This is a genomic window from Acidovorax sp. Root402, from assembly GCF_001425125.1.
Taxonomy (GTDB): Bacteria; Pseudomonadota; Gammaproteobacteria; order Burkholderiales; family Burkholderiaceae_C; genus Acidovorax; species Acidovorax delafieldii.
Window position 1 is genome coordinate 984,169 of record NZ_LMDQ01000014.1, and the last position, 17,900, is coordinate 1,002,068.

At 63.6% G+C, this 17,900-nt stretch carries 19 protein-coding genes; 2 read left to right on the top strand and 17 right to left on the bottom strand.

Going from position 1 to position 17,900, the window contains the following annotated elements; genetic code table 11:
* Nucleotides 1-42: 42 nt before the first annotated feature.
* Both ASC83_RS15650 and hemN read right to left on the bottom strand, forming a co-directional pair.
* Entirely contained in the window at nucleotides 43-768 is a 726-nt protein-coding gene (locus tag ASC83_RS15650) for a sulfite exporter TauE/SafE family protein (RefSeq protein ID WP_056064375.1), read from the bottom strand.
* A 5-nt stretch (nucleotides 769-773) separates the two neighbouring features.
* Nucleotides 774-2,156 carry an oxygen-independent coproporphyrinogen III oxidase gene (hemN, locus tag ASC83_RS15655; protein ID WP_056064378.1) on the bottom strand — a complete coding sequence of 461 codons (1,383 nt, stop codon included), beginning with the start codon at nucleotides 2,154-2,156 and terminating at the stop codon, nucleotides 774-776.
* A 189-nt stretch (nucleotides 2,157-2,345) separates the two neighbouring features.
* On the opposite strand from hemN, the gene fnr reads away from it, so the two are divergent.
* Entirely contained in the window at nucleotides 2,346-3,068 is a 723-nt protein-coding gene (fnr, locus tag ASC83_RS15660; RefSeq protein ID WP_015014806.1) for a fumarate/nitrate reduction transcriptional regulator Fnr, read from the top strand.
* A gap of 110 nt (nucleotides 3,069-3,178) precedes the next feature.
* Here fnr and ASC83_RS15665 read toward each other — a convergent pair whose 3' ends face one another.
* The 9 genes from ASC83_RS15665 to ASC83_RS15705 form a co-directional block, all read right to left on the bottom strand.
* Nucleotides 3,179-3,472 carry a hypothetical protein gene (locus ASC83_RS15665; protein WP_056064380.1) on the bottom strand — a complete coding sequence of 98 codons (294 nt, stop codon included), beginning with the start codon at nucleotides 3,470-3,472 and terminating at the stop codon, nucleotides 3,179-3,181.
* A gap of 57 nt (nucleotides 3,473-3,529) precedes the next feature.
* Complete coding sequence (locus ASC83_RS15670; RefSeq protein WP_056064383.1) at nucleotides 3,530-3,808, bottom strand: FixH family protein; 279 nt, start codon at nucleotides 3,806-3,808, stop codon at nucleotides 3,530-3,532.
* A 64-nt stretch (nucleotides 3,809-3,872) separates the two neighbouring features.
* Entirely contained in the window at nucleotides 3,873-5,318 is a 1,446-nt protein-coding gene (ccoG, locus tag ASC83_RS15675) for a cytochrome c oxidase accessory protein CcoG (protein WP_056064386.1), read from the bottom strand.
* Between the two features lie 81 nt (nucleotides 5,319-5,399).
* Entirely contained in the window at nucleotides 5,400-6,314 is a 915-nt protein-coding gene (gene ccoP / locus ASC83_RS15680) for a cytochrome-c oxidase, cbb3-type subunit III (protein ID WP_056064389.1), read from the bottom strand.
* Between the two features lie 24 nt (nucleotides 6,315-6,338).
* Complete coding sequence (locus tag ASC83_RS15685; RefSeq protein WP_015014811.1) at nucleotides 6,339-6,476, bottom strand: CcoQ/FixQ family Cbb3-type cytochrome c oxidase assembly chaperone; 138 nt, start codon at nucleotides 6,474-6,476, stop codon at nucleotides 6,339-6,341.
* Between the two features lie 16 nt (nucleotides 6,477-6,492).
* The gene (ccoO, locus tag ASC83_RS15690; protein WP_056064392.1) at nucleotides 6,493-7,125 is read right to left on the bottom strand and encodes a cytochrome-c oxidase, cbb3-type subunit II; all 633 of its coding nucleotides are present in this window, start codon (nucleotides 7,123-7,125) and stop codon (nucleotides 6,493-6,495) included.
* A gap of 18 nt (nucleotides 7,126-7,143) precedes the next feature.
* A complete protein-coding gene (ccoN, locus tag ASC83_RS15695) occupies nucleotides 7,144-8,583 on the bottom strand; it encodes a cytochrome-c oxidase, cbb3-type subunit I (RefSeq protein WP_056064395.1) in 1,440 nt (479 codons plus the stop codon).
* 64 nt (nucleotides 8,584-8,647) lie between these two features.
* Nucleotides 8,648-8,785, bottom strand: a complete 138-nt coding sequence (ccoS, locus tag ASC83_RS15700; RefSeq protein ID WP_010460651.1) for a cbb3-type cytochrome oxidase assembly protein CcoS — start codon at nucleotides 8,783-8,785, stop codon at nucleotides 8,648-8,650.
* Nucleotides 8,785-11,295, bottom strand: a complete 2,511-nt coding sequence (locus tag ASC83_RS15705) for a cation-translocating P-type ATPase (RefSeq protein ID WP_235509400.1) — start codon at nucleotides 11,293-11,295, stop codon at nucleotides 8,785-8,787. The genes ccoS and ASC83_RS15705 overlap by 1 nt, the downstream gene beginning before the upstream one ends.
* Before the next feature lie 108 nt (nucleotides 11,296-11,403).
* Here ASC83_RS15705 and ASC83_RS15710 point away from each other — a divergent pair, with 108 nt between their 5' ends.
* Nucleotides 11,404-11,847, top strand: a complete 444-nt coding sequence (locus ASC83_RS15710; protein WP_056064398.1) for a universal stress protein — start codon at nucleotides 11,404-11,406, stop codon at nucleotides 11,845-11,847.
* A 122-nt stretch (nucleotides 11,848-11,969) separates the two neighbouring features.
* On the opposite strand, the gene ASC83_RS15715 is transcribed toward ASC83_RS15710, so the two are convergent.
* From ASC83_RS15715 to ASC83_RS15740, 6 genes are all read right to left on the bottom strand, one after another.
* Nucleotides 11,970-12,683, bottom strand: a complete 714-nt coding sequence (locus ASC83_RS15715) for an ABC transporter ATP-binding protein (RefSeq protein ID WP_056064401.1) — start codon at nucleotides 12,681-12,683, stop codon at nucleotides 11,970-11,972.
* The gene (locus ASC83_RS15720) at nucleotides 12,680-13,450 is read right to left on the bottom strand and encodes an ABC transporter ATP-binding protein (protein ID WP_082522476.1); all 771 of its coding nucleotides are present in this window, start codon (nucleotides 13,448-13,450) and stop codon (nucleotides 12,680-12,682) included. The genes ASC83_RS15715 and ASC83_RS15720 overlap by 4 nt, the downstream gene beginning before the upstream one ends.
* A complete protein-coding gene (locus tag ASC83_RS15725) occupies nucleotides 13,447-14,328 on the bottom strand; it encodes a branched-chain amino acid ABC transporter permease (protein WP_056064407.1) in 882 nt (293 codons plus the stop codon). The genes ASC83_RS15720 and ASC83_RS15725 overlap by 4 nt, the downstream gene beginning before the upstream one ends.
* Nucleotides 14,329-14,340: 12 nt before the next feature.
* Nucleotides 14,341-15,216: a branched-chain amino acid ABC transporter permease gene (locus tag ASC83_RS15730; RefSeq protein WP_056064410.1), complete on the bottom strand. Its 876-nt coding sequence runs from the start codon at nucleotides 15,214-15,216 to the stop codon at nucleotides 14,341-14,343.
* Between the two features lie 92 nt (nucleotides 15,217-15,308).
* Nucleotides 15,309-16,529 carry an ABC transporter substrate-binding protein gene (locus tag ASC83_RS15735; protein WP_056064412.1) on the bottom strand — a complete coding sequence of 407 codons (1,221 nt, stop codon included), beginning with the start codon at nucleotides 16,527-16,529 and terminating at the stop codon, nucleotides 15,309-15,311.
* Between the two features lie 48 nt (nucleotides 16,530-16,577).
* Complete coding sequence (locus tag ASC83_RS15740; protein ID WP_056064414.1) at nucleotides 16,578-17,810, bottom strand: amidohydrolase family protein; 1,233 nt, start codon at nucleotides 17,808-17,810, stop codon at nucleotides 16,578-16,580.
* Nucleotides 17,811-17,900: the final 90 nt, after the last annotated feature.

Below are 17,900 nucleotides of genomic sequence, written 5' to 3' on the forward strand. Positions count from 1 at the left end.
CCGGGGCGACTGGGGTGATTTGGACGGATCAGCGCCGCGCGCTCAGCGGCACCAGAGCGACGGCTTGTAAATGAGATCCATCCACAGCGCCCAGGCTGCTACCGCGCAAAGCATGGCGCCTGCGGCCCTTGTGCCCCACTGCGCCCGCGCGAGATTCAGGCGGTTGCGAAGGCTGCTCCAAGCCCAGGGGCCGCCCACCAGCCACACCCCGCTGCCCACTGCAAACAGCGCCATGGTGAGGGCCCCCTCCAGCGCCCCCCCGCTGAGCGCCGCGACCAACAGGGCCGAATAGAGCAGTCCACAAGGCATCAGGGCCCACAGAACCCCGGCCGCCATCACTCCGCCCGGAGCCCCGACCAGCGGACGAACACGCGCCCACACGGAGCGGCCCGCCTGCTCCACCCACGCAGGCTGCCGCGACTGCACCATCATCATGAGCCCCCAGGCCATCACCGCCACATGCATGAGTGTCCAGGCGGGACGCAGCGCGCTAGTCTGCTGGGTCAGCCATGCCAGACTGTCCATGGCCAAGGCCGCCAGTGCACCTGCGCTGGCATACCCCACCAGGCGCCCTGCGTGAAAGGCCATGGTGCGCTGCAGCGCACCGCCACGCGGCGCCCAGCGCACCTCCTGCTCCACACCACCGTCCGCCTGTGGTGCGCCGCCCTGCCGCACCAATGCTCCGCACGGCGCGGAACACATGGCCAAGCAATGGGACCCGCCAGCGAGTCCCATGAGCAAAGCAGTCCAGCCAACAGTGGCAAGCATAGGTGTCAGATGATGCGCGAAAACCGGGCGCGGTTGCGGTCCGCCTGCAGATAACGGTCAAAAACCATGGCGATACCGCGCACGAAGAACCACCCGGTGGCGGTCACTTCAATGCCCTCCGGACCCACCCGTACCAACCCCTGCTCCTGCATACCCTCCAGCTGCGCCAACTCTGCTGCGAAGTACTGGCGGAAATCGATCAGCCACGCCTGCTCCATCGGCTCGAACAGCAGCTCGCCCTGGCACATCAGGGCCATGATGGCCGCGCGGCGCACCAGGTCGTCGCGGGTCAGGGCCAGCCCGCGGACCACAGGCAGCCGCCCTTGGTCCAGGAAGTCGTAGTACTCGTCCAGCGTCTTGGAGTTCTGGCTGTAAGTCGCCCCTACCCGGCCGATGGCCGATACGCCCAGCCCAATCAGGTCGCAGTCTGGCTGCGTGCTGTAGCCCTGGAAGTTGCGGTGCAAGCGTCCCTGGCGCTTGGCCACAGCCAGTGCGTCGGTAGGCAGAGCAAAGTGGTCCATGCCCACATAGACATACCCAGCGTCCATGAACGCATCGAGTGAGCGCGAGAGCATGGACAGCTTGCTCGCGCCTGTGGGCAATTCGGCGGAGATGATGCGACGCTGTGGCTTGAAACGCTCCGGCAAGTGTGCATAGGCATACAACGCAATGCGGTCAGGCCGCAGCTGCGCCACCTGCGCCAGCGTGCGGTCAAAAGACTCTGGCGTCTGGCGCGGCAGGCCGTAGATCAGGTCCACGTTCACCGAATCAAATCCCAGCGAGCGGGCGGACTCCACCAGTGCAAAAACCTGCTCTGCAGGCTGAATGCGGTGCACGGCCTTTTGCACTTCGGCATCAAAGTCCTGCACGCCAAAACTCAGGCGGTTAAAGCCCAATTCAGCCAGGAGCGCCAGACGCTCAGAGTTGACCGTGCGCGGATCCACTTCGATCGAGTATTCGCCACCGGGCGCCAGCGTGAAGCTGCGCTTGAGCATGGCCATCAGCTCCCGCAAGCCCGCATCTGAGAGGAAGGTGGGCGTGCCACCGCCCAGGTGCAATTGACTCACCACCTGTCCTACGCCACAGTGCGCGGTGTGCAGGTCGATCTCGCGGCTCAGGTAGCGCAAGTAGACCTCGGCGCGGTCATGGTGTTTGGTGATGATCTTGTTGCAGGCGCAGTAGTAGCACAGGGATTCGCAAAACGGGATGTGCACGTACAGGGACAGCGGCATGGCCTTGGCCAGCGTGCCCGAACGGCGCTGTTGCAGCGCCAGCACATAATCTTCCTGACCGAAGGCCTCCACAAATCGGTCGGCCGTTGGATAGGACGTATAACGGGGCCCTGGCACGTCAAAGCGGCGCAGAAGATCTGGCGAAACAGCAGTCATGGGGAAATTTCCTTGCGTACACCTTGACTGTGCCGTAGGCTCCGGGACATGTCCTTGACCTGCATCAAGTGAACCAACAAGCGATACGGCGACAATTTGATGAAGGTCAGCCGCTCGCCCGCGCCCTGTATTCAGGTTCGTGTACGGCAAGCACGATATGCTCGACCAACAACCCAAGTCCATGTGCCTATGAACCCGCTCACCATCAAAGTCGCCTGCTCCAACTGCAACCTCCGCGAGCTGTGCATGCCCGTGGGCTTGAACGAAGAGCAGCTCCAGCGCATTGACGAGGTGGTTGCCGTCCGTCGCAAAGTCAAACGCGGAGGCACGCTGTTTCGCAATGGCGAGTCCTTCACGTCCCTGTATGCCATCCGCACCGGGTTCTTCAAGACCTGCGTGGCCACGGAAGACGGTCGCGACCAGGTCACGGGCTTTCAGATGGCGGGCGAGATCATCGGGCTCGACGGCATCGTCAATGACCACCATACCTGTGATGCGGTGGCACTTGAAGATGCTGAAGTGTGTGTCATGCCTTTCGACCGCATTGAAGAGCTGTCACGCGAAGTCACAGCCCTGCAGCACCACGTGCACAAGATCATGAGTCGCGAGATCGTGCGCGAGCACGGCGTGATGTTGCTGCTGGGCAGCATGCGTGCCGAGGAACGCCTGGCCGCCTTTTTGCTGAACCTGGTGCAGCGCCTGCATGCACGGGGCTTCTCGCAGTCGGAACTGGTGTTGCGCATGACGCGCGAAGAAATCGGCAGCTACCTCGGCCTCAAACTCGAAACGGTCAGCCGGACCTTCTCCAAGTTTGTGGAAGAAGGGATCGTGGAAGTCAAACAGCGCCATGTGCGCATCCTCGACACCGATGCCCTGCGACGCATTGTGAACAGCCAGCAGACCTGCCACTGACGACACTGACACTGAGCCACTTCCACGCAGAGGGTCGGTTCAGCACAAAGTACAACCATCTCTTGCGAAACGGCATGCATTGCATGCCCAGACAAGCAGGCGAAAAGGGCTCAGGGGCAGGACGATGTCTTGCGGCAATCGTCGGGGCGCTCCCCATCGGGCACCGGGCACCGGTTGACCTCGAACGGAGACATGGACAGCAGTGTCGTCAATGCGCTCGTTGCCATGGTGATGGCCCAAAACACAAAAAATGCGAGGGTGTACACCCCTTGCCGTGACAGCGCCAGGGGCTGGCCGAACCAGTGCAGGTCCTGGGGGTCCACCATGGCAAAAACCAGCATCTCCAGCACGCCCGCCATCAAGAAGGCGGGCCATGCAATCCACATCAGGCGTTGCGTCCACATATCGGTTCTGTCTCCTGGTGCTGCCTGGGGTCGCTGGGGGCAGCGACCGGAGGGTTGTCAGCGTGGTTGGTCTTGCACAGGGGTGGCCGCATGGTTGCGGGCCTTGAGGGCCGGTGCCAGGCTTTTCTCCGGCGCCACCAAGGTCTTGTTGATCTCAATGCCCTGGCGGTAGTAATCCTCGGCCACCACCGGGTCAGGCCGAGAAATCGCCAGCCACAGCGTCACAAAGCCAGCCACGATCACGATGGCAGGCCCGGCAATCACCAGCCACACATGGCCGAACTTCCACCAGGGCACGGGAACTGCCGGTGTAGCGATGGCAGGGTTTGAAGACATGGTGCTCTACTCCTCAACAATATCGGTCAAAGTGCGACCCTGAAAGGCCCCACCGGGATGCCGCTCAACGCGGCACAAGAAACACGGATTTTTCCGTCACGTGGGCAGCTGCCCCTACGGCCTGCACGTCAAACTGAACCGCATGCGAGCCCGACGTGGCGGAACCGTACGGAATCTGCAAACGCACGGCCACCCAGCGCGACTCTGCTGCGCCAATATCCACTTCGACCTCGGAGGCCACCTCCAGCCCCTCCAGTCCACGCGCACTGATGCGGTAGCGCTGTTCGCCCTCCGTGGCATTCATGATCTGCAGCCGGTAAATATTCTCCAGTTTGCCCCCCGCCACAATGCGCGAGAGCGCGGCCCGGTCACGCACGACATCCACCTTCAGCGGCGTGCGCACCACCAGGCTGGCCAGCATGGCAACGCACAGTGCTACCAGCACGGCGGTGTAGATCAGCACACGGGGACGCAACACGCGACGCAGCATCTGGGACTGCGTCCAGCGCTTGGCCACGCCGTTCTGGGTGGAATAGCGGATCAGGCCACGCGGGTACTGCATCTTGTCCATCACCGTATTGCAGGCGTCCACACACAACCCGCAACCAATGCACTCATATTGCAAGCCCTTGCGGATATCGATGCCCACCGGACAGACCTGCACACACAGCGAGCAGTCAATGCAGTCGCCAAGCCCCTGGGCCTTGTAGTCAATGTTCTTCTTGCGCGGGCCGCGCTGCTCGCCACGCTCAGGGTCGTAGGTGACGATGAGCGTGTCTTTATCAAACATTGCGCTCTGAAAGCGCGCATAGGGGCACATGTACTTGCAGACCTGCTCGCGCATGAAGCCTGCGTTGCCGTAGGTGGCAAAACCGTAGAACAGCACCCAGAAAATCTGCCAGCCGCCTTCAAACGCCAGCAGCTCGCTGCCCAGTTCGCGGATGGGCACGAAGTACCCTACGAAAGTGAACCCGGTCCACAGGGCCACGGCGATCCACACCACCTGCTTGAGAAACTTTTTGCGGATCTTCTCGAACGTCCAGGGACCGTTGTCCAGACGGAGGCGGGCACTGCGATCACCTTCGATCTTGTGCTCGATCCACATGAACATTTCGGTGTACACCGTCTGCGGACAGGCAAAGCCACACCAAAGGCGCCCTGCCACGGCGGTGAAGAGGAACAGCGACAGCGCCGAAATGATCAGAAGGCCGGTGAGATAGATGAAATCCTGCGGATAGAGCACCAGGCCAAAGATGTAGAACCTGCGAGCCCCGAGATCAAACAGCACCATCTGGCGCTGGCCCCATTCAAACCACGGCAGCCCGTAAAACACCAGCTGCGTCAAAAGCACCATGCCCCAACGCCAGCGCGCAAACAATCCGCTGATCGAGCGCGGGTAGATCTTCTTTTGCGCTTCGTACAGCGAGATGATCTCGCCCGCAGAGGACGCATCGGCGGCGACTGGCGTAATCGGGATGACCTTGCGAGCAGGCTCGCTGGGTGTGCTCATGGTGTCGCTTTATGAACGGAGGACAGGCTTACTTTGAAAAGGAAACCCGGGCAGTGCCTCAAGCACCGCCCGGTGGACATATCAACGTGCAGCCACCTGCTTGTTCGACAGGCCCCACACATAGGCAGAGAGTACGCCGATCTGCGCCTCGGTCAACTTCTCGGCCTGTGCAGGCATCTGGTTGACCTTTCCGTTGTTGATCATGGCCGTGATGGCAGCCTCGCCCCAGCCATGCAGCCAGATGTCGTCGGTCAGGTTGGGTGCACCCAGTGCCTGGTTGCCCTTGCCATCCATGCCGTGGCAGGCCGCGCAAGCCGCAAATTTGGACTTGCCCAGCGATGCACGTAGCGAGTCGTGCGGGCTACCCGACAGGCTCAACACGTAGTGCGACAGGTTGCGCACGTCTTCTGGGGTGCCCACGGCCGCTGCCATGGGGGGCATGTTGCCGATGCGGCCCTTCTCCAGCGTCTCGCGGATCTTTTCGGGTGTGCCGCCATGCAGCCAGTCGTTGTCCGTCAGGTTCGGGAAGCCCTTGCTGCCGCGTGCATCCGAGCCGTGGCACTGCGCGCAGTTGTTCATGAACAAGCGCTCACCAATGGCATGGGCCTGCGGGTCCTTGGCCACGTCTTCGGGCTTCATGGATACAAAGCGGGCATACAGGGGCTCCAGCTCCGTCTTGGCCTTGGCCATTTCGGCTTCGTACTCCCCCTTTTGCGTCCAGTTGAGCTTGCCGGTAAAGCTGCCCAGACCTGGGTAGGCAGCCAGGTAGCCCAGGCCAAAGACGATGGTGATGACGAACAGCCACACCCACCAGCGCGGCAGGGGGTTGTTCATTTCAACCAGGTCCTCGTCCCAGACGTGGCCGGTGGTGTTGTCGGAGGTGGCAACCACCTTCTTGCGGCCTGCCATCCAAAGCAGGATGCCGCAGGCGATGATGCCGACCAGGGTCAGCGTGGTCACAAAGACCGACCAGAAATTGCTGGTGAAGTCACTCATGGGGTGTTCTCGTTCTGGTGAAGGTCAATCTGTCTCGAAAGGCAGCTGGGCTGCCTCGTCGAACCGGGCCTTGTTGCGGCCTCGGTAGGCCCAGACCCAGATGCCAATGAAGCAGGCCATCGATGCCAGGGTGGCGACGATGCGCATGGTGGTGATGTCCATGGGATATCTCCTTTGCTTACTTGAGCGCACGGCCCATGACTTGCAGGTAGGCGATGAGCGCGTCCTGCTCCGTCTTGCCCTTGACCTCGCCCGCCGCAGCAGTGATCTGCTCGTCGGTGTAAGGCACGCCTACGGTGCGCAGGGCCTTCATGCGGGGAGCCATCACTGCAGGGTCCACCTGGTTCTTTTCGAGCCAGGGGTACGCGGGCATGTTGGACTCGGGCACCACATCGCGGGGGTTGTTCAGGTGGATGCGATGCCATTCGTCGCTGTACTTGCCACCCACGCGGTGCAGGTCAGGCCCCGTGCGCTTGCTGCCCCACTGGAAGGGATGGTCATACACAAACTCGCCCGCCACCGAGTAGTGCCCGTAGCGCAGCGTCTCGGCGCGGAAGGGGCGGATCATCTGCGAATGGCAGTTGTAGCAACCCTCGCGGATGTAGACGTCGCGGCCCGCCAGCTGCAGGGCGTTGTAGGGCTCCACGCCCTTGACGGCCTCGGTCGTGGACTTCTGGAAGAACAGGGGCACGATCTCGACCAGACCACCAATGGCGATCACGATCAGGATGAGCACGATCATCAGAAAGTTGTTGGTCTCCACCTTTTCATGGGAGAAACCGGTCGAAGCAGATGTGTTGTTGTTGGACATGAATGATCTCCTTCGAACTCAAGCGTGGGCCGCGTTCACAGCAGGAATGGCCACCTTGACCGAACGGCCCGAAATGGCAGTCAGCCACACGTTCCAGGCCATGACCAGCATGCCGCCCAGGTACAGCAAGCCACCCGCCACACGGATCACATAGAAGGGATAGGTGGCCTTCACGCTTTCCACGAAGGTATAGGTCAGCGTGCCGTCGGGGTTGATCGCGCGCCACATCAGGCCCTGCATCACGCCGGCAATCCACATGGCGGCGATGTACAGCACGATGCCGATGGTGGCCATCCAGAAATGCAGCTCGATCGCCTTGACGGAGTGCATCTTGTCCTTGCCGAACAGGCGGGGCACCAGGTAGTACAGCGAACCCATCGAGATCAGCCCCACCCAGCCCAAGGCGCCGGAGTGCACGTGGCCAATGGTCCAGTCGGTGTAGTGGCTCAGGGCATTGACGGTCTTGATGGACATCATCGGGCCCTCGAACGTGGACATGCCGTAGAACGACAGCGACACAATCAGGAAGCGCAGGATGGGGTCGTCACGCAGCTTGTGCCATGCACCCGACAGGGTCATGATGCCGTTGATCATGCCGCCCCAGCTGGGGGCCAGCAGGATGAGCGAGAACACCATACCCACCGATTGCGTCCAGTCGGGCAGCGCGGTGTAGTGCAGGTGGTGTGGGCCGGCCCACATGTAGGTGAAGATCAGCGCCCAGAAGTGGACGATCGACAGGCGGTAGCTGTACACCGGACGGCCCGCCTGCTTGGGGATGAAGTAGTACATCATGCCCAGGAAGCCTGCGGTCAGGAAGAAGCCCACCGCATTGTGGCCGTACCACCATTGCACCATGGCGTCCTGCACGCCAGCATAGGCCGAGTAGCTCTTCATCATGCCCGCAGGGATGGCTGCGCTGTTCACCAGGTGCAGCAGAGCCACGGCCAGGATGAAGGCACCAAAGAACCAGTTGGCCACATAGATGTGCTTGACCTTGCGGGTGCCAATGGTTCCGAAGAACACGATGGCATAGGACACCCAGACCAGCGTGATCAGGATGTCAATGGGCCATTCAAGTTCAGCGTATTCCTTGCCCTGGGTGTAGCCCATGGGCAGGCTGACGACCGCTGCCGCAATGACCAGCACCCAGCCCCAGAAGGTGAATGCGGCCAGTGGGCCAGCAAAAAGCCGGACCTGGCAGGTGCGCTGCACCACGTAGTAGCTGGTAGCAAACAGCGCGCTGCCGCCAAAACCAAAGATCACCGCATTGGTGTGCAAAGGTCGCAAGCGGCCATAACTCAGCCACGGAATGCCAAAGTTGAGTTCTGGCCAGGCCAACTGGGCGGCGATGATGACGCCCACCAGCATGCCGACCACCCCCACCACCACGGCCAGGATAGAGAACTGCCGCACTACCGTATCGTTGTAGTGCGCAGCATTTGTTTTTGGAAAATCCATCGGGCACCTCTTTGTATTGCAGTAAGAGTTTGTTGCAGTCGCGGCTATCGGGCATTGACACAAGTCAACCGTCTCGGAGAATGCGCTCCCCCTCTTGTTCGACGCTCTCGAACTGGCCGTGGTACACGGCCCACCACAGGCCTCCCAGAATCAGGAGCACCAGCATCACAGACAGAGGAATCAGCAAATAAAGGATGTCCATCAGACAAGCTCCAGCGGGTTCTTGGAAAGATCAAGGGGCGGCTGCGGCGCGCTGCCAGCCATGGGGTCGGGGCGTGCAGGCAACGCCACCGTGGGCAATGGCGCACTACTGTGCGAGCCAGACAAGGAAGGCAGGTCGCGCGCCAGGCGCGCTGCGTTGAGCACCACCAGCAGCGAACTCAGCGCCATGCCCAGCCCGGCCAGCCAGGCGGGCATCCAGCCCAGCACCGCCAGCGGCACACACAGCGCGTTGTAGGCGGCGGCCCACCACAGGTTCTGGCGCACCACGCGCAGGGTGCGGCGTGCCAGCAGCACCGTCTGCGGCACCAGCACCAGGCTGTCGCCCAGCACCACAAAGTCCGCCCGGGACTGCGCCAGTGGCACTGCGCGGCCGAAGGCAAAAGAGACATGGGCCCCCGCAAGCACCGGGCCGTCATTGAGGCCATCGCCCACCATGGCCACGTGGTGTCCTTGCGACTGCAGTGCCTGCAGCGCGGCCAGCTTGCCCTGCGGAGTGCACTCGCCCTCGGCCTGGGCAATGCCCGCCTGCGTGGCCACCCGCTCCACCGCACCCCGGCGGTCACCCGACAGCAGTTGCACGGCCACACCGTCCTGCTGCAAAGTCTGCACCACGGCCGACGCCTCGGCCCGCAGATCCTCCACCAGATCGAAGCGGGCCAACTCGTTCAGGGCTCCATCTGCCGCTTGTTCAGAGAGCACGACTTGCAGCGCAGCACCGGCGGCATCGTTGGCAACACCCGCGTGGCGGGCTGAGCCCAAGCGGATCGTGCGAGCAGCTACTGCCCCGGTAGCGTCCTCCACCGTAGCGGTCAGCCCCTGCCCTGCGTCCTCTTGCAGACCCTTCACCTTCCAACGCCCAACCGGCAGCTGTTGTACTGAAGCCGCCGCAGCCAACGCCCGCGAAGCCGGGTGCATGGACTGGCGCGCGAGCGCTGCGGCCAAGTCCAGCGCCTCTTCTGCGCTGCAACTGCCCGCAGGATGCACCGCTTGCAGCGCCATGCCGTCGCGGGTCAGCGTACCGGTCTTGTCAAACACCATGGTGTCCACCTGGGCCAACGCCTCCAGCCCCTGCAGATTGCGCACCAGCACGCCGTGGCGCGCCAGCGTGCCTGCCGCCGTGAGCATGGCCACCGGGGTGGCCAGCGACAACGCGCACGGGCAGGTGACGATGAGCACGGCCACCCCCACCATCAGCGCATGCCCGGGGTCCGACGGCCACCAGTAGGCAACCGCCAGCGCCGCCGCCAGCAACACGGCGACCAGGAAAGGCCGCGCAATGCGGTCCGCCAGCTGCGCCAGCCGTGGCTTCTGCAGCGATGCGCTCTCCATCAGTGCCACGATCTGCGCAAAGCGGGTTTGCCCACCCGTGCCTTCCACCAGCACCTCGACCGGCGCCTGCAGGTTGTAACTGCCCGCCGTCACGGCGCTGCCAACAGGGCGTGCAACGGGTGTGGATTCGCCCGTAAGCAGAGCCTCATCGGCGTAAGTGCTGCCTGCCGTGATGCGGCCGTCGGCGGGAAACGCCTCGCCGGGCAGCACACGGATGGTGTCCCCCACCACAATGCGCCGCGTGGCCACGCGGGTGAAGCTGCCATCCGCTGCGCGCCGCTCCACACCGTCGGGCAGGCGGTTCATCACGGCCTCCAGCGCACCCGCCGTGCGATCCCGCAGGCGCAGCTCCAGCCAGCGGCCGGTGAGCAGGAAGAACACGAACATGGTCAAGGAGTCGTAATACACCTCCTTGCCAAAGATGCCTGCAGGGTCAAAAGTGCCAGCGGTGCTGACCACGAACGTGATGGCCATGCCCAACGCCACAGGCAGGTCCATGCTGACGCGGAGCAGGCGAATGTCTCGCAGCGCGCTGGTAAAAAACGGACCACAGGAAAAGACCACCATGGGCAGCGTGATGACCCAGGAGGCCCAGCGCAACAGCTGCTCCATCTCGCCCGACAGGTCGCCCGGCTGTGCCACGTAGGCGGGCCACGCGTACATCATCACCTGCATCATGCAAAAGCCCGCCACCAGCCAGCGCCACAGCGCACGGCGGCTCTCGCGCAGGCGCTGGTCGCGCGCAAACGCATCCATGGCGGGCATGGCACGGTAACCCGCGTGGCGCACGGCCTCCATCCACTGCGACGGCAATACCCGGCCAGGCTGCCACACCACGCGGGCCCGGCGCGTAGCGGCGCTCACATCGGCTTGCAACACGCCGGGCACGGCCCGCAGGGCGTCTTCGATCATGAGGGCACAGGCCGCGCAGTGCATGCCCTCCAGCACCACATGGGAGTCCCATGCGGTGGCTGCACCGTCGGCTGTTGCAGGGTCGGTGGCGCCACCTGGCAAGGGGCTACCGGCAGGGGTGCAGGGTCGGCCGAACGCCAGCCATTCCTGGGGGTCATCCAGCAGCTCTACCCGCTGCGGCGGCAACGGATCTGCCACGCAGTCAGAAGGATGCACCGCAGAAGAAGCCGGCGCACCGGGTTGAAACATGGACATGGTTCAAGCCTATCTGTGGGGCATGACAACTACATTGACCTGGATCAAGCCCCGGAACATGATTCATCCTAAGCTTGTTCCATCACTTTGAGGAACCCTTTTATGTACAAACGCATCCTGATCGCTACAGACGGATCCCCTCTGTCGGACAAAGCGGTGGAACATGGCCTGTCCCTGGCCGCACTGACCGGCGCCACCGTGGTCGCCCTCAAGGTGGTGCCCCGCTACCCCCGCAGCTACTTTGAAGGCGGCATGCCGGTGGACATGAACGACGTCAAACGCATCGAAACCCAGTGGGGCGATGCCGCACAGGCCATGGTCGATGGCGTGAAAGCCCAAGGCGGCGCACAGGGCGTGACCGTGAAGGCCGTGGTCGCCAAGTCCGACCTGGTGGCCGAAGCCGTGATTGCAGCCGCCAAGAAGCACAAGTGCGACCTGATCGTGATGGCATCGCACGGCCGCAAGGGCCTCAAGCGCCTGCTGCTGGGCAGCGAAACGCAGCATGTGCTGACGCATTCGCATATCCCGGTGCTGGTGCTTCGCTAAGCATCAAAACAGCTGCTAGCGCTAGTACAACATGCGCCAGTAGCTATTGAATATATAGCAAAACACCGAGCAGGCGTGCAGCCTCCTCGGTGTTCTTCATTGAGGGCTGGGTGCCCTGTGGCTCAGTGGTTGCCCAGGTAAAGCTGCGCCATGCGCTCATCGGCCAGCAGCCCCTGCGCCGGGCCCTGCAGCACGCAGCGCCCCTGGTCCAGGATGTAGCCCTGCTGGCTGATCTGCAGCGCCTGGCGCGCGCGCTGCTCCACCATCAGCACCGCCACGCCTGCGGCGGGCAGCTTCTGCACCATGTCAAACACCTTGCCGACCAGCGAGGGCGCCAGCGCTGCCGTGGGTTCGTCCAGCACCATGATGCGCGGCGATGGCATGAGGGCCCGCGCAAAGGCGAGCTGCTGGCGCTCGCCGCCCGAGAGGTTGCTGGCGGGCTGAGGCAAACGTTCCACCAGCGCCGGAAAGTCGGCCAGCACCTCGTCCATGCGGCGCTTGATGTTTGCCACGCCGCGCACCACCAACAGGTTCTCGCGCACGGTGAGCGACGGGAACACATTGGCCACCTGCGGCACGTAGGCCAGCCCTGCGTCAAAGCGGTCTTCGGCCGACAAGGCCGTGATGTCGCGCCCACCCAGGTGGATGGTGCCCGCCACCCGTGGCAGCAGGCCCAGCAGCGCCTTCACCAGCGTGGATTTGCCCGCGCCGTTGGTGCCTGCAATGGTCACGATCTCGCCCGGCGCCACGGCCAGGTCAATGCCGTGGATGATGTCCACCTCGGAATACCCGCCGCGCAATTGCGCGATCTGCAGCAAGTTGTCTGCGCCGCTCATACCACCCCTCCCATGTAGGCTTCCTGCACACGCGGGTCGTCCAGCACCGTGTGCGGGTCGCCCTCGGCCAGGATGGAGCCCCGGTCCATCACGATCATGCGGTTGGACAGCGACTTGAGCGCCTGCAGGTGGTGCTCGATCACGACGAACGCAATGCCCTGCCCGTTCAGCTCGCGCACGCGGTCACAAATCTCTTCGATCAGCACCGGGTTCACCCCGGCAAACGGCTCGTCCAGCAAGATGCAGCGCGGGTCGAGCATCAGCACCCGGCCCAGCTCCACCAGCTTCTTCTGCCCGCCCGACAAGCCCCCCGCCTTCACATCGCGCACCCGCGCCAGGTTCAAAAACTGGAGGATGCGGTCCGCCTTGGCAGACAACTGCGCCTCGTGCTCGCGCAGACTGCGCGTCTGGAAGAAGGCATTCACCAGCCGCTCCCCTTGCGGGTTGGCGGCAGCCGCCATCAGGTTCTCGTGCACCGTGAGGCTCTTGAACTCGCGCGGAATCTGAAAGGTGCGCACCAGCCCCAGCCGCGCGCGGCGGTAGGGGGGCATGCGGGTGATGTCCTGCCCCTCAAACTGGATCTGCCCTGCATCCGCTGGCTGCTGCCCGGCAATGGCCGCAAACAATGTGCTTTTGCCCGCACCGTTGGTGCCTGCTATGCCCAGAATCTCACCTGCGTTCAATTGCAGCGACACACCGTCCACCGCCTTGAAGCCCCCGAATTGCCGCGTGACGGCCTCCACCTTCAGCATCGTTGTTGCGGTCATTGGTTTTTGCCTCCAAACAGGCCGTTGGGCTTGTACAGGGTGACCAGAATCAGCGCCAGGCCCACCGCAGCCAAACGCAGGCTGGCCATGCCAACTTCTGACACGCCCGGCACCCAGTCCTTGGCAAAGCGCGAGCCCTCCAGAAACACCATGAGCAGCAGCGAGCCAAACACCGCGCCGCGCACCGTGCCCGAGCCGCCCATCACCAGTCCCATCCACACATAAAACGTGATGAGCGGGATAAACTGCTCTGGCGTGATGAAGGTGATGAAGTGCGCATAGAACGCCCCCGCCACGCCCGCCAGCGCCGCCCCCAGCATGAACACCTGCACCTTGAACCAGGCAGGGTCCTTGCCCAGGGCCGACAACGCGGGCTCATCGTCGCCAATGGCCTTGAGCAGCCGCCCAAACGGGCTGGCCGCCAGGCGCACCGTGCCCCAGGCCACCACAGCAACCACGGCCAGCAGCGTGGCAAAAATCGCCATGTCCGACACACCGCTGCCCCAGGACGCAAACAGCTTGGGCAAGCCGGGCAAGCCCTGCACGCCCTTGGTCAGCCAGCTCTCTTGCTGGATGGAGATGCGCACCGCCTCCGAAAAACCCAGCGTCACGATGGCCAGGTAGTCATCGCGCAGTCGCAGCGACAGCAGCCCAATGGGCAGCGCCAGCAAGCCCGAGAGCACAGCCGCCGCCACACAACACAGCACCAGCGGCACGCCTTGCAGCGCCAGCAGGCCCGAGGTGTAGGCGCCCACGGCAAAGAACGCCACGACGCCAAAATTGACCAGCCGGGTCAGGCCGAACTGCAGGTTCAGGCCCAGCGCCAGCAGGCAATAGATCAGCGCAACGATGCCAATGGCACACAGGTAAGCAATCATCGGTCGAACTCCTTACCGCACCAGCTGCACGCGGCCCATGATGCCCGCCGGGCGCACCAGCAGCACCAGGGCCAACACCACAAACGACAGCACCAGCTTGTACGACGGCCCCATCAGTGGCACCGCCAGCTCTTGCGCCACACACAGCAGCAGCGCACCCAGCACCGCGCCCACCGGGCTACCGATGCCGCCCAGCACCATGGCGGCAAACGCGGGGATCAGGCTCTCCCACCCCATCTCGGGGCTGACCACAGCCTTCATGCCCAGCAGTACGCCGCCCAGCGAGGACAAGGCCCCCACCAGCAACCAAAGGCTCAGCATCAACCCACTGGCACGGATGCCGCTGGCCCGCGCCAGGTCCGCACTGTCGGCCACGGCGCGCAGCTGGCGGCCAAAGCTGGTGCGGTAGATCAGCACAAACACCACCAGCAAACACGCTGCCGCCACGGCGGCAATGGCCAGGTCGGTGGGCAACACGCGAATGCCGCCCAAGTTCCAGGCGCGCACCAGGGGCAGGTCAAACGTGCGCTGGTCATGCCCGGCAAAAAAACCGATCAGGCTGCGCAGCAAAAACCCGAGGCCAATGGCCGCGAGCATGGACGACACCATGGGCCGCCCGGCCAGCTTGCGAAAGATCAGCGTGTACGAGCCCGCCGACACCACAGCCGTGACCACCATGCTGATGAGCGCCGCCGCCCACAACGGCCAGCCCCCCAGCAGCTGCACCGCCACGGCAGCGTAGGCGCCGGTGGTGAGCATGTCGCCCGTGGCTGCGTTGGGAAAGCGGTTGACGCCCATCACCAGGGTCATGGCCAGGGCAGGCAGTGCCACCACCAGGCCTTCGATCAATCCGTTGATCAGCAGGTTTACAAAGTCGATCCAGGTCATTGCGTCATTCCGTCATCCCGTGCACATCTGCGCTGTGCGCCGCAAAAAAATGCCCGGGGCCTGCACCTGGCAGGCGCACCGGGCGCGGTCCATCACATCGTGATGGACACCACGTCGCGCCGCACCAGCTGGCCCTTTTCGATGATGAACACGCCAAAGTCCGGCGTCACATCACCCGCCTTGTCAAAGTCCAGCTTGCTCGATGCGCCTTCGTAGTTCACCTTGGCCTTTTTGGCCAGTTGCGCCTTGCCTTCGGCAAAGGTGAACACAGCCGTGCCGGGGGCGTTGGAGACATCGCGCATCTTGGCGTTGATCTGCTCTACCGTGGCCTTGGGGCCCGCGGCCTCCATGGCCAGCGCCAGCGAGATCACCATGTCGTACGCCATGGCGGCGTAAATGTTGGTGGAGGCCGCCTTTCCCGTGGCCTTGGTGAAGGCCGCGTCAAACTGGGCATAGGAAGCGCTCTTTTCGTTGGACACCGTGTCCACCGAAATAATGCCCTCGCACACCTCTGCGCCCAGGGCCTTCACCAGGTCGGGGTTGGCCGCCCAGCCGGGGATGATCCACTTGGTGTCGGCGCCGGCCTGGAACCACTCGCGCAGGATGATGGTGGTGTCGGGCAGGTACGAGCCCATCACGATCACATCCGGCTTGGCGGCCAGAATCTTCTGCAGCTCGCTGCGGTAGCTGGGGCGGCTGGGTTCGTAGGTGACATGGGCTGCCACCTTGCCGCCGCGTTTCTCCCAGGCCTTGGTGAAGCCTTCCACGTTGCCCAGGCCGGATGCGTTGTTGAACGCCATCGTGGCCGGGCGCTTGAAGCCGCGCTTGGTGCAGATCTCGGCAAAGGCCGCGCCAAAGCGGTCGTTGGTGGCCTGAAAGCGCCACACCAGGTCCTTGGTGTCCAGCGTGGAAATGGCGGGCGCGCCCGACACGTTCATCTGGATGATGCCTGCCGCGTCGGTCAGCGGCATCACTGCCAGCGTCACGCCCGAGGCCCAGGTGCCCAGCACCGCCTGCACCTTGTTCACTTCGATCAGCTTCTTGGCGGCCAGCACGGCCGCGTCGGGCTTGGTCTGGTCATCTTCGGTGAAGAGTTCGAGCTTGCGTCCACCCGCGCCGCCCGCGGCATTGACCTCATCCACTGCCAGGCGGATGGCCTGCTGCATGCCCGGCCCGTAGGGGCTGCCTGCGCCGGTGATGGGCGTGAGCGAGCCAATGCGGAACACCTCACCTTGCTGGCTGAAACCGATGGAGGGAAGGAACTGCAGAGCCGCTGCGGCGCCGCCGAGCTTGACGAAATTTCTACGTTGCATGGTGATCTCCGGTAGGGGGTGTGATGGGGGTAAGGGGATGAAAGGGACTCAAAGGGTGTTCTTGACCCACACGCCGTCCTTGGCGATGGCGCGAATGCGCTCGCCCTGGTTCAGCAGGCAGGTGATGTCGGTCAGCGGGTTGCCATCGACCAGCAAGATGTCGGCAATGGCACCGGCCGTGACTTCGCCCAACTGGCCTTGCTGGCCCAGAATCTCCGCGCCAATCAGCGTGGCCTGCTGCAGCACCGGGCCATTGCCCAGAATCTCCGCGCGCAAGCGCAACTCGTCGGACTGCAGGTAATGCGTCTCGGCCAGCAAGTCGCTGCCCAGGCCCATCTTCACGCCCGCCTTGGCCAGGATCTCGATGGCCTGCTTGCCCTGACCCCGCACCGAATCGATCTTGGCAATCGACACCGCAGGCAGGCCATAACGCTCGCCCTCATTGGCCAGGCCCTCATAGGTGATGAGCGTGGGCACCATGAAAGCCCCCATCTCGGCCATGAACTCTGCCGTCGGCACATCCACCAGATTGCCGTGCTCGATGGTGCGCACGCCGCAGCGCACGGCGCGGGCGATGGCGCGGGGCGTGTAGGCATGGGCCATGACATAGGTGTTGGCATTGGATGCCTCTTCCACAATGGCGTGCAGCTCGGCTTCGGAATAGCCCAGGTTGCCAATCGGGTCGTTGGGCGAGGCCACGCCGCCCGAAGCCATCACCTTGATCTGCGTGGCGCCCTTCAGAATTTCTTCACGCACCGCCAGGCGGCAAGCATCCACACCATCGACCACGCGGCCGATGTTGCCGAGCTTGTAGGCGCACGAACACACATCCAGGTCATCGTTGCGCTGGCGGAAATCCGCATGCCCGCCGGTTTGCGACAGCGCCTTGCCCGCAGGGAAGATGCGCGGCCCCTGCACGAGCCCCGTGCGCACCGCCTCGGCCAGCGACCAGTCGGCGCCGCCCGCATCACGCACGGTGGTAAAGCCCCGCTCCAGCATGCCCTTCATGATGGGCAGCGAGCGCATCATGGTGAACACGTTGGGCATCTTGGCCACGGCACCCAGGTTGAACGAAGACGCCACCACATGCACGTGGCAGTCGATCAGGCCGGGCATCAGGGTCATGCCCTTGGCGTCGAGCGTGGTGGTCCCTTCTGGCACCTGCAGGTCGGTGCCTACCGCCGCAATGCGGCCGTCCTGCACCAGAACGGACAGGCCGGTGCGCAGTGTGAGTGCGTGGACATCCAGCACACGGCTGTTTTCAATCAACAAAGAGGTCATGAGATTCGTCAAAGTGGGCGCGATGGCTTCAAAATTACTCATGGCCTGCTTTTTCAGGGGGCCATGAAGACCATCAAGCATCCATCTGGT

Coding starts and splice junctions, on each gene's coding strand:
- ASC83_RS15720 (WP_082522476.1), bottom strand. CDS start 13,450: ATGACCGCAACAACGATGCTGAAGGTGGAGGCCGTCACGCGGCAATTC.
- ASC83_RS15710 (WP_056064398.1), top strand. CDS start 11,404: ATGTACAAACGCATCCTGATCGCTACAGACGGATCCCCTCTGTCGGAC.
- ASC83_RS15705 (WP_235509400.1), bottom strand. CDS start 11,295: ATGTTTCAACCCGGTGCGCCGGCTTCTTCTGCGGTGCATCCTTCTGAC.
- ASC83_RS15665 (WP_056064380.1), bottom strand. CDS start 3,472: ATGTGGACGCAACGCCTGATGTGGATTGCATGGCCCGCCTTCTTGATG.
- ASC83_RS15730 (WP_056064410.1), bottom strand. CDS start 15,216: ATGACCTGGATCGACTTTGTAAACCTGCTGATCAACGGATTGATCGAA.
- hemN (WP_056064378.1), bottom strand. CDS start 2,156: ATGACTGCTGTTTCGCCAGATCTTCTGCGCCGCTTTGACGTGCCAGGG.
- ccoO (WP_056064392.1), bottom strand. CDS start 7,125: ATGTCCAACAACAACACATCTGCTTCGACCGGTTTCTCCCATGAAAAG.
- ASC83_RS15670 (WP_056064383.1), bottom strand. CDS start 3,808: ATGTCTTCAAACCCTGCCATCGCTACACCGGCAGTTCCCGTGCCCTGG.
- ASC83_RS15650 (WP_056064375.1), bottom strand. CDS start 768: ATGCTTGCCACTGTTGGCTGGACTGCTTTGCTCATGGGACTCGCTGGC.
- ccoP (WP_056064389.1), bottom strand. CDS start 6,314: ATGAGTGACTTCACCAGCAATTTCTGGTCGGTCTTTGTGACCACGCTG.
- fnr (WP_015014806.1), top strand. CDS start 2,346: ATGAACCCGCTCACCATCAAAGTCGCCTGCTCCAACTGCAACCTCCGC.
- ASC83_RS15685 (WP_015014811.1), bottom strand. CDS start 6,476: ATGGACATCACCACCATGCGCATCGTCGCCACCCTGGCATCGATGGCC.
- ASC83_RS15740 (WP_056064414.1), bottom strand. CDS start 17,810: ATGACCTCTTTGTTGATTGAAAACAGCCGTGTGCTGGATGTCCACGCA.
- ASC83_RS15735 (WP_056064412.1), bottom strand. CDS start 16,529: ATGCAACGTAGAAATTTCGTCAAGCTCGGCGGCGCCGCAGCGGCTCTG.
- ccoS (WP_010460651.1), bottom strand. CDS start 8,785: ATGGACATCCTTTATTTGCTGATTCCTCTGTCTGTGATGCTGGTGCTC.
- ccoN (WP_056064395.1), bottom strand. CDS start 8,583: ATGGATTTTCCAAAAACAAATGCTGCGCACTACAACGATACGGTAGTG.
- ccoG (WP_056064386.1), bottom strand. CDS start 5,318: ATGAGCACACCCAGCGAGCCTGCTCGCAAGGTCATCCCGATTACGCCA.
- ASC83_RS15715 (WP_056064401.1), bottom strand. CDS start 12,683: ATGAGCGGCGCAGACAACTTGCTGCAGATCGCGCAATTGCGCGGCGGG.
- ASC83_RS15725 (WP_056064407.1), bottom strand. CDS start 14,328: ATGATTGCTTACCTGTGTGCCATTGGCATCGTTGCGCTGATCTATTGC.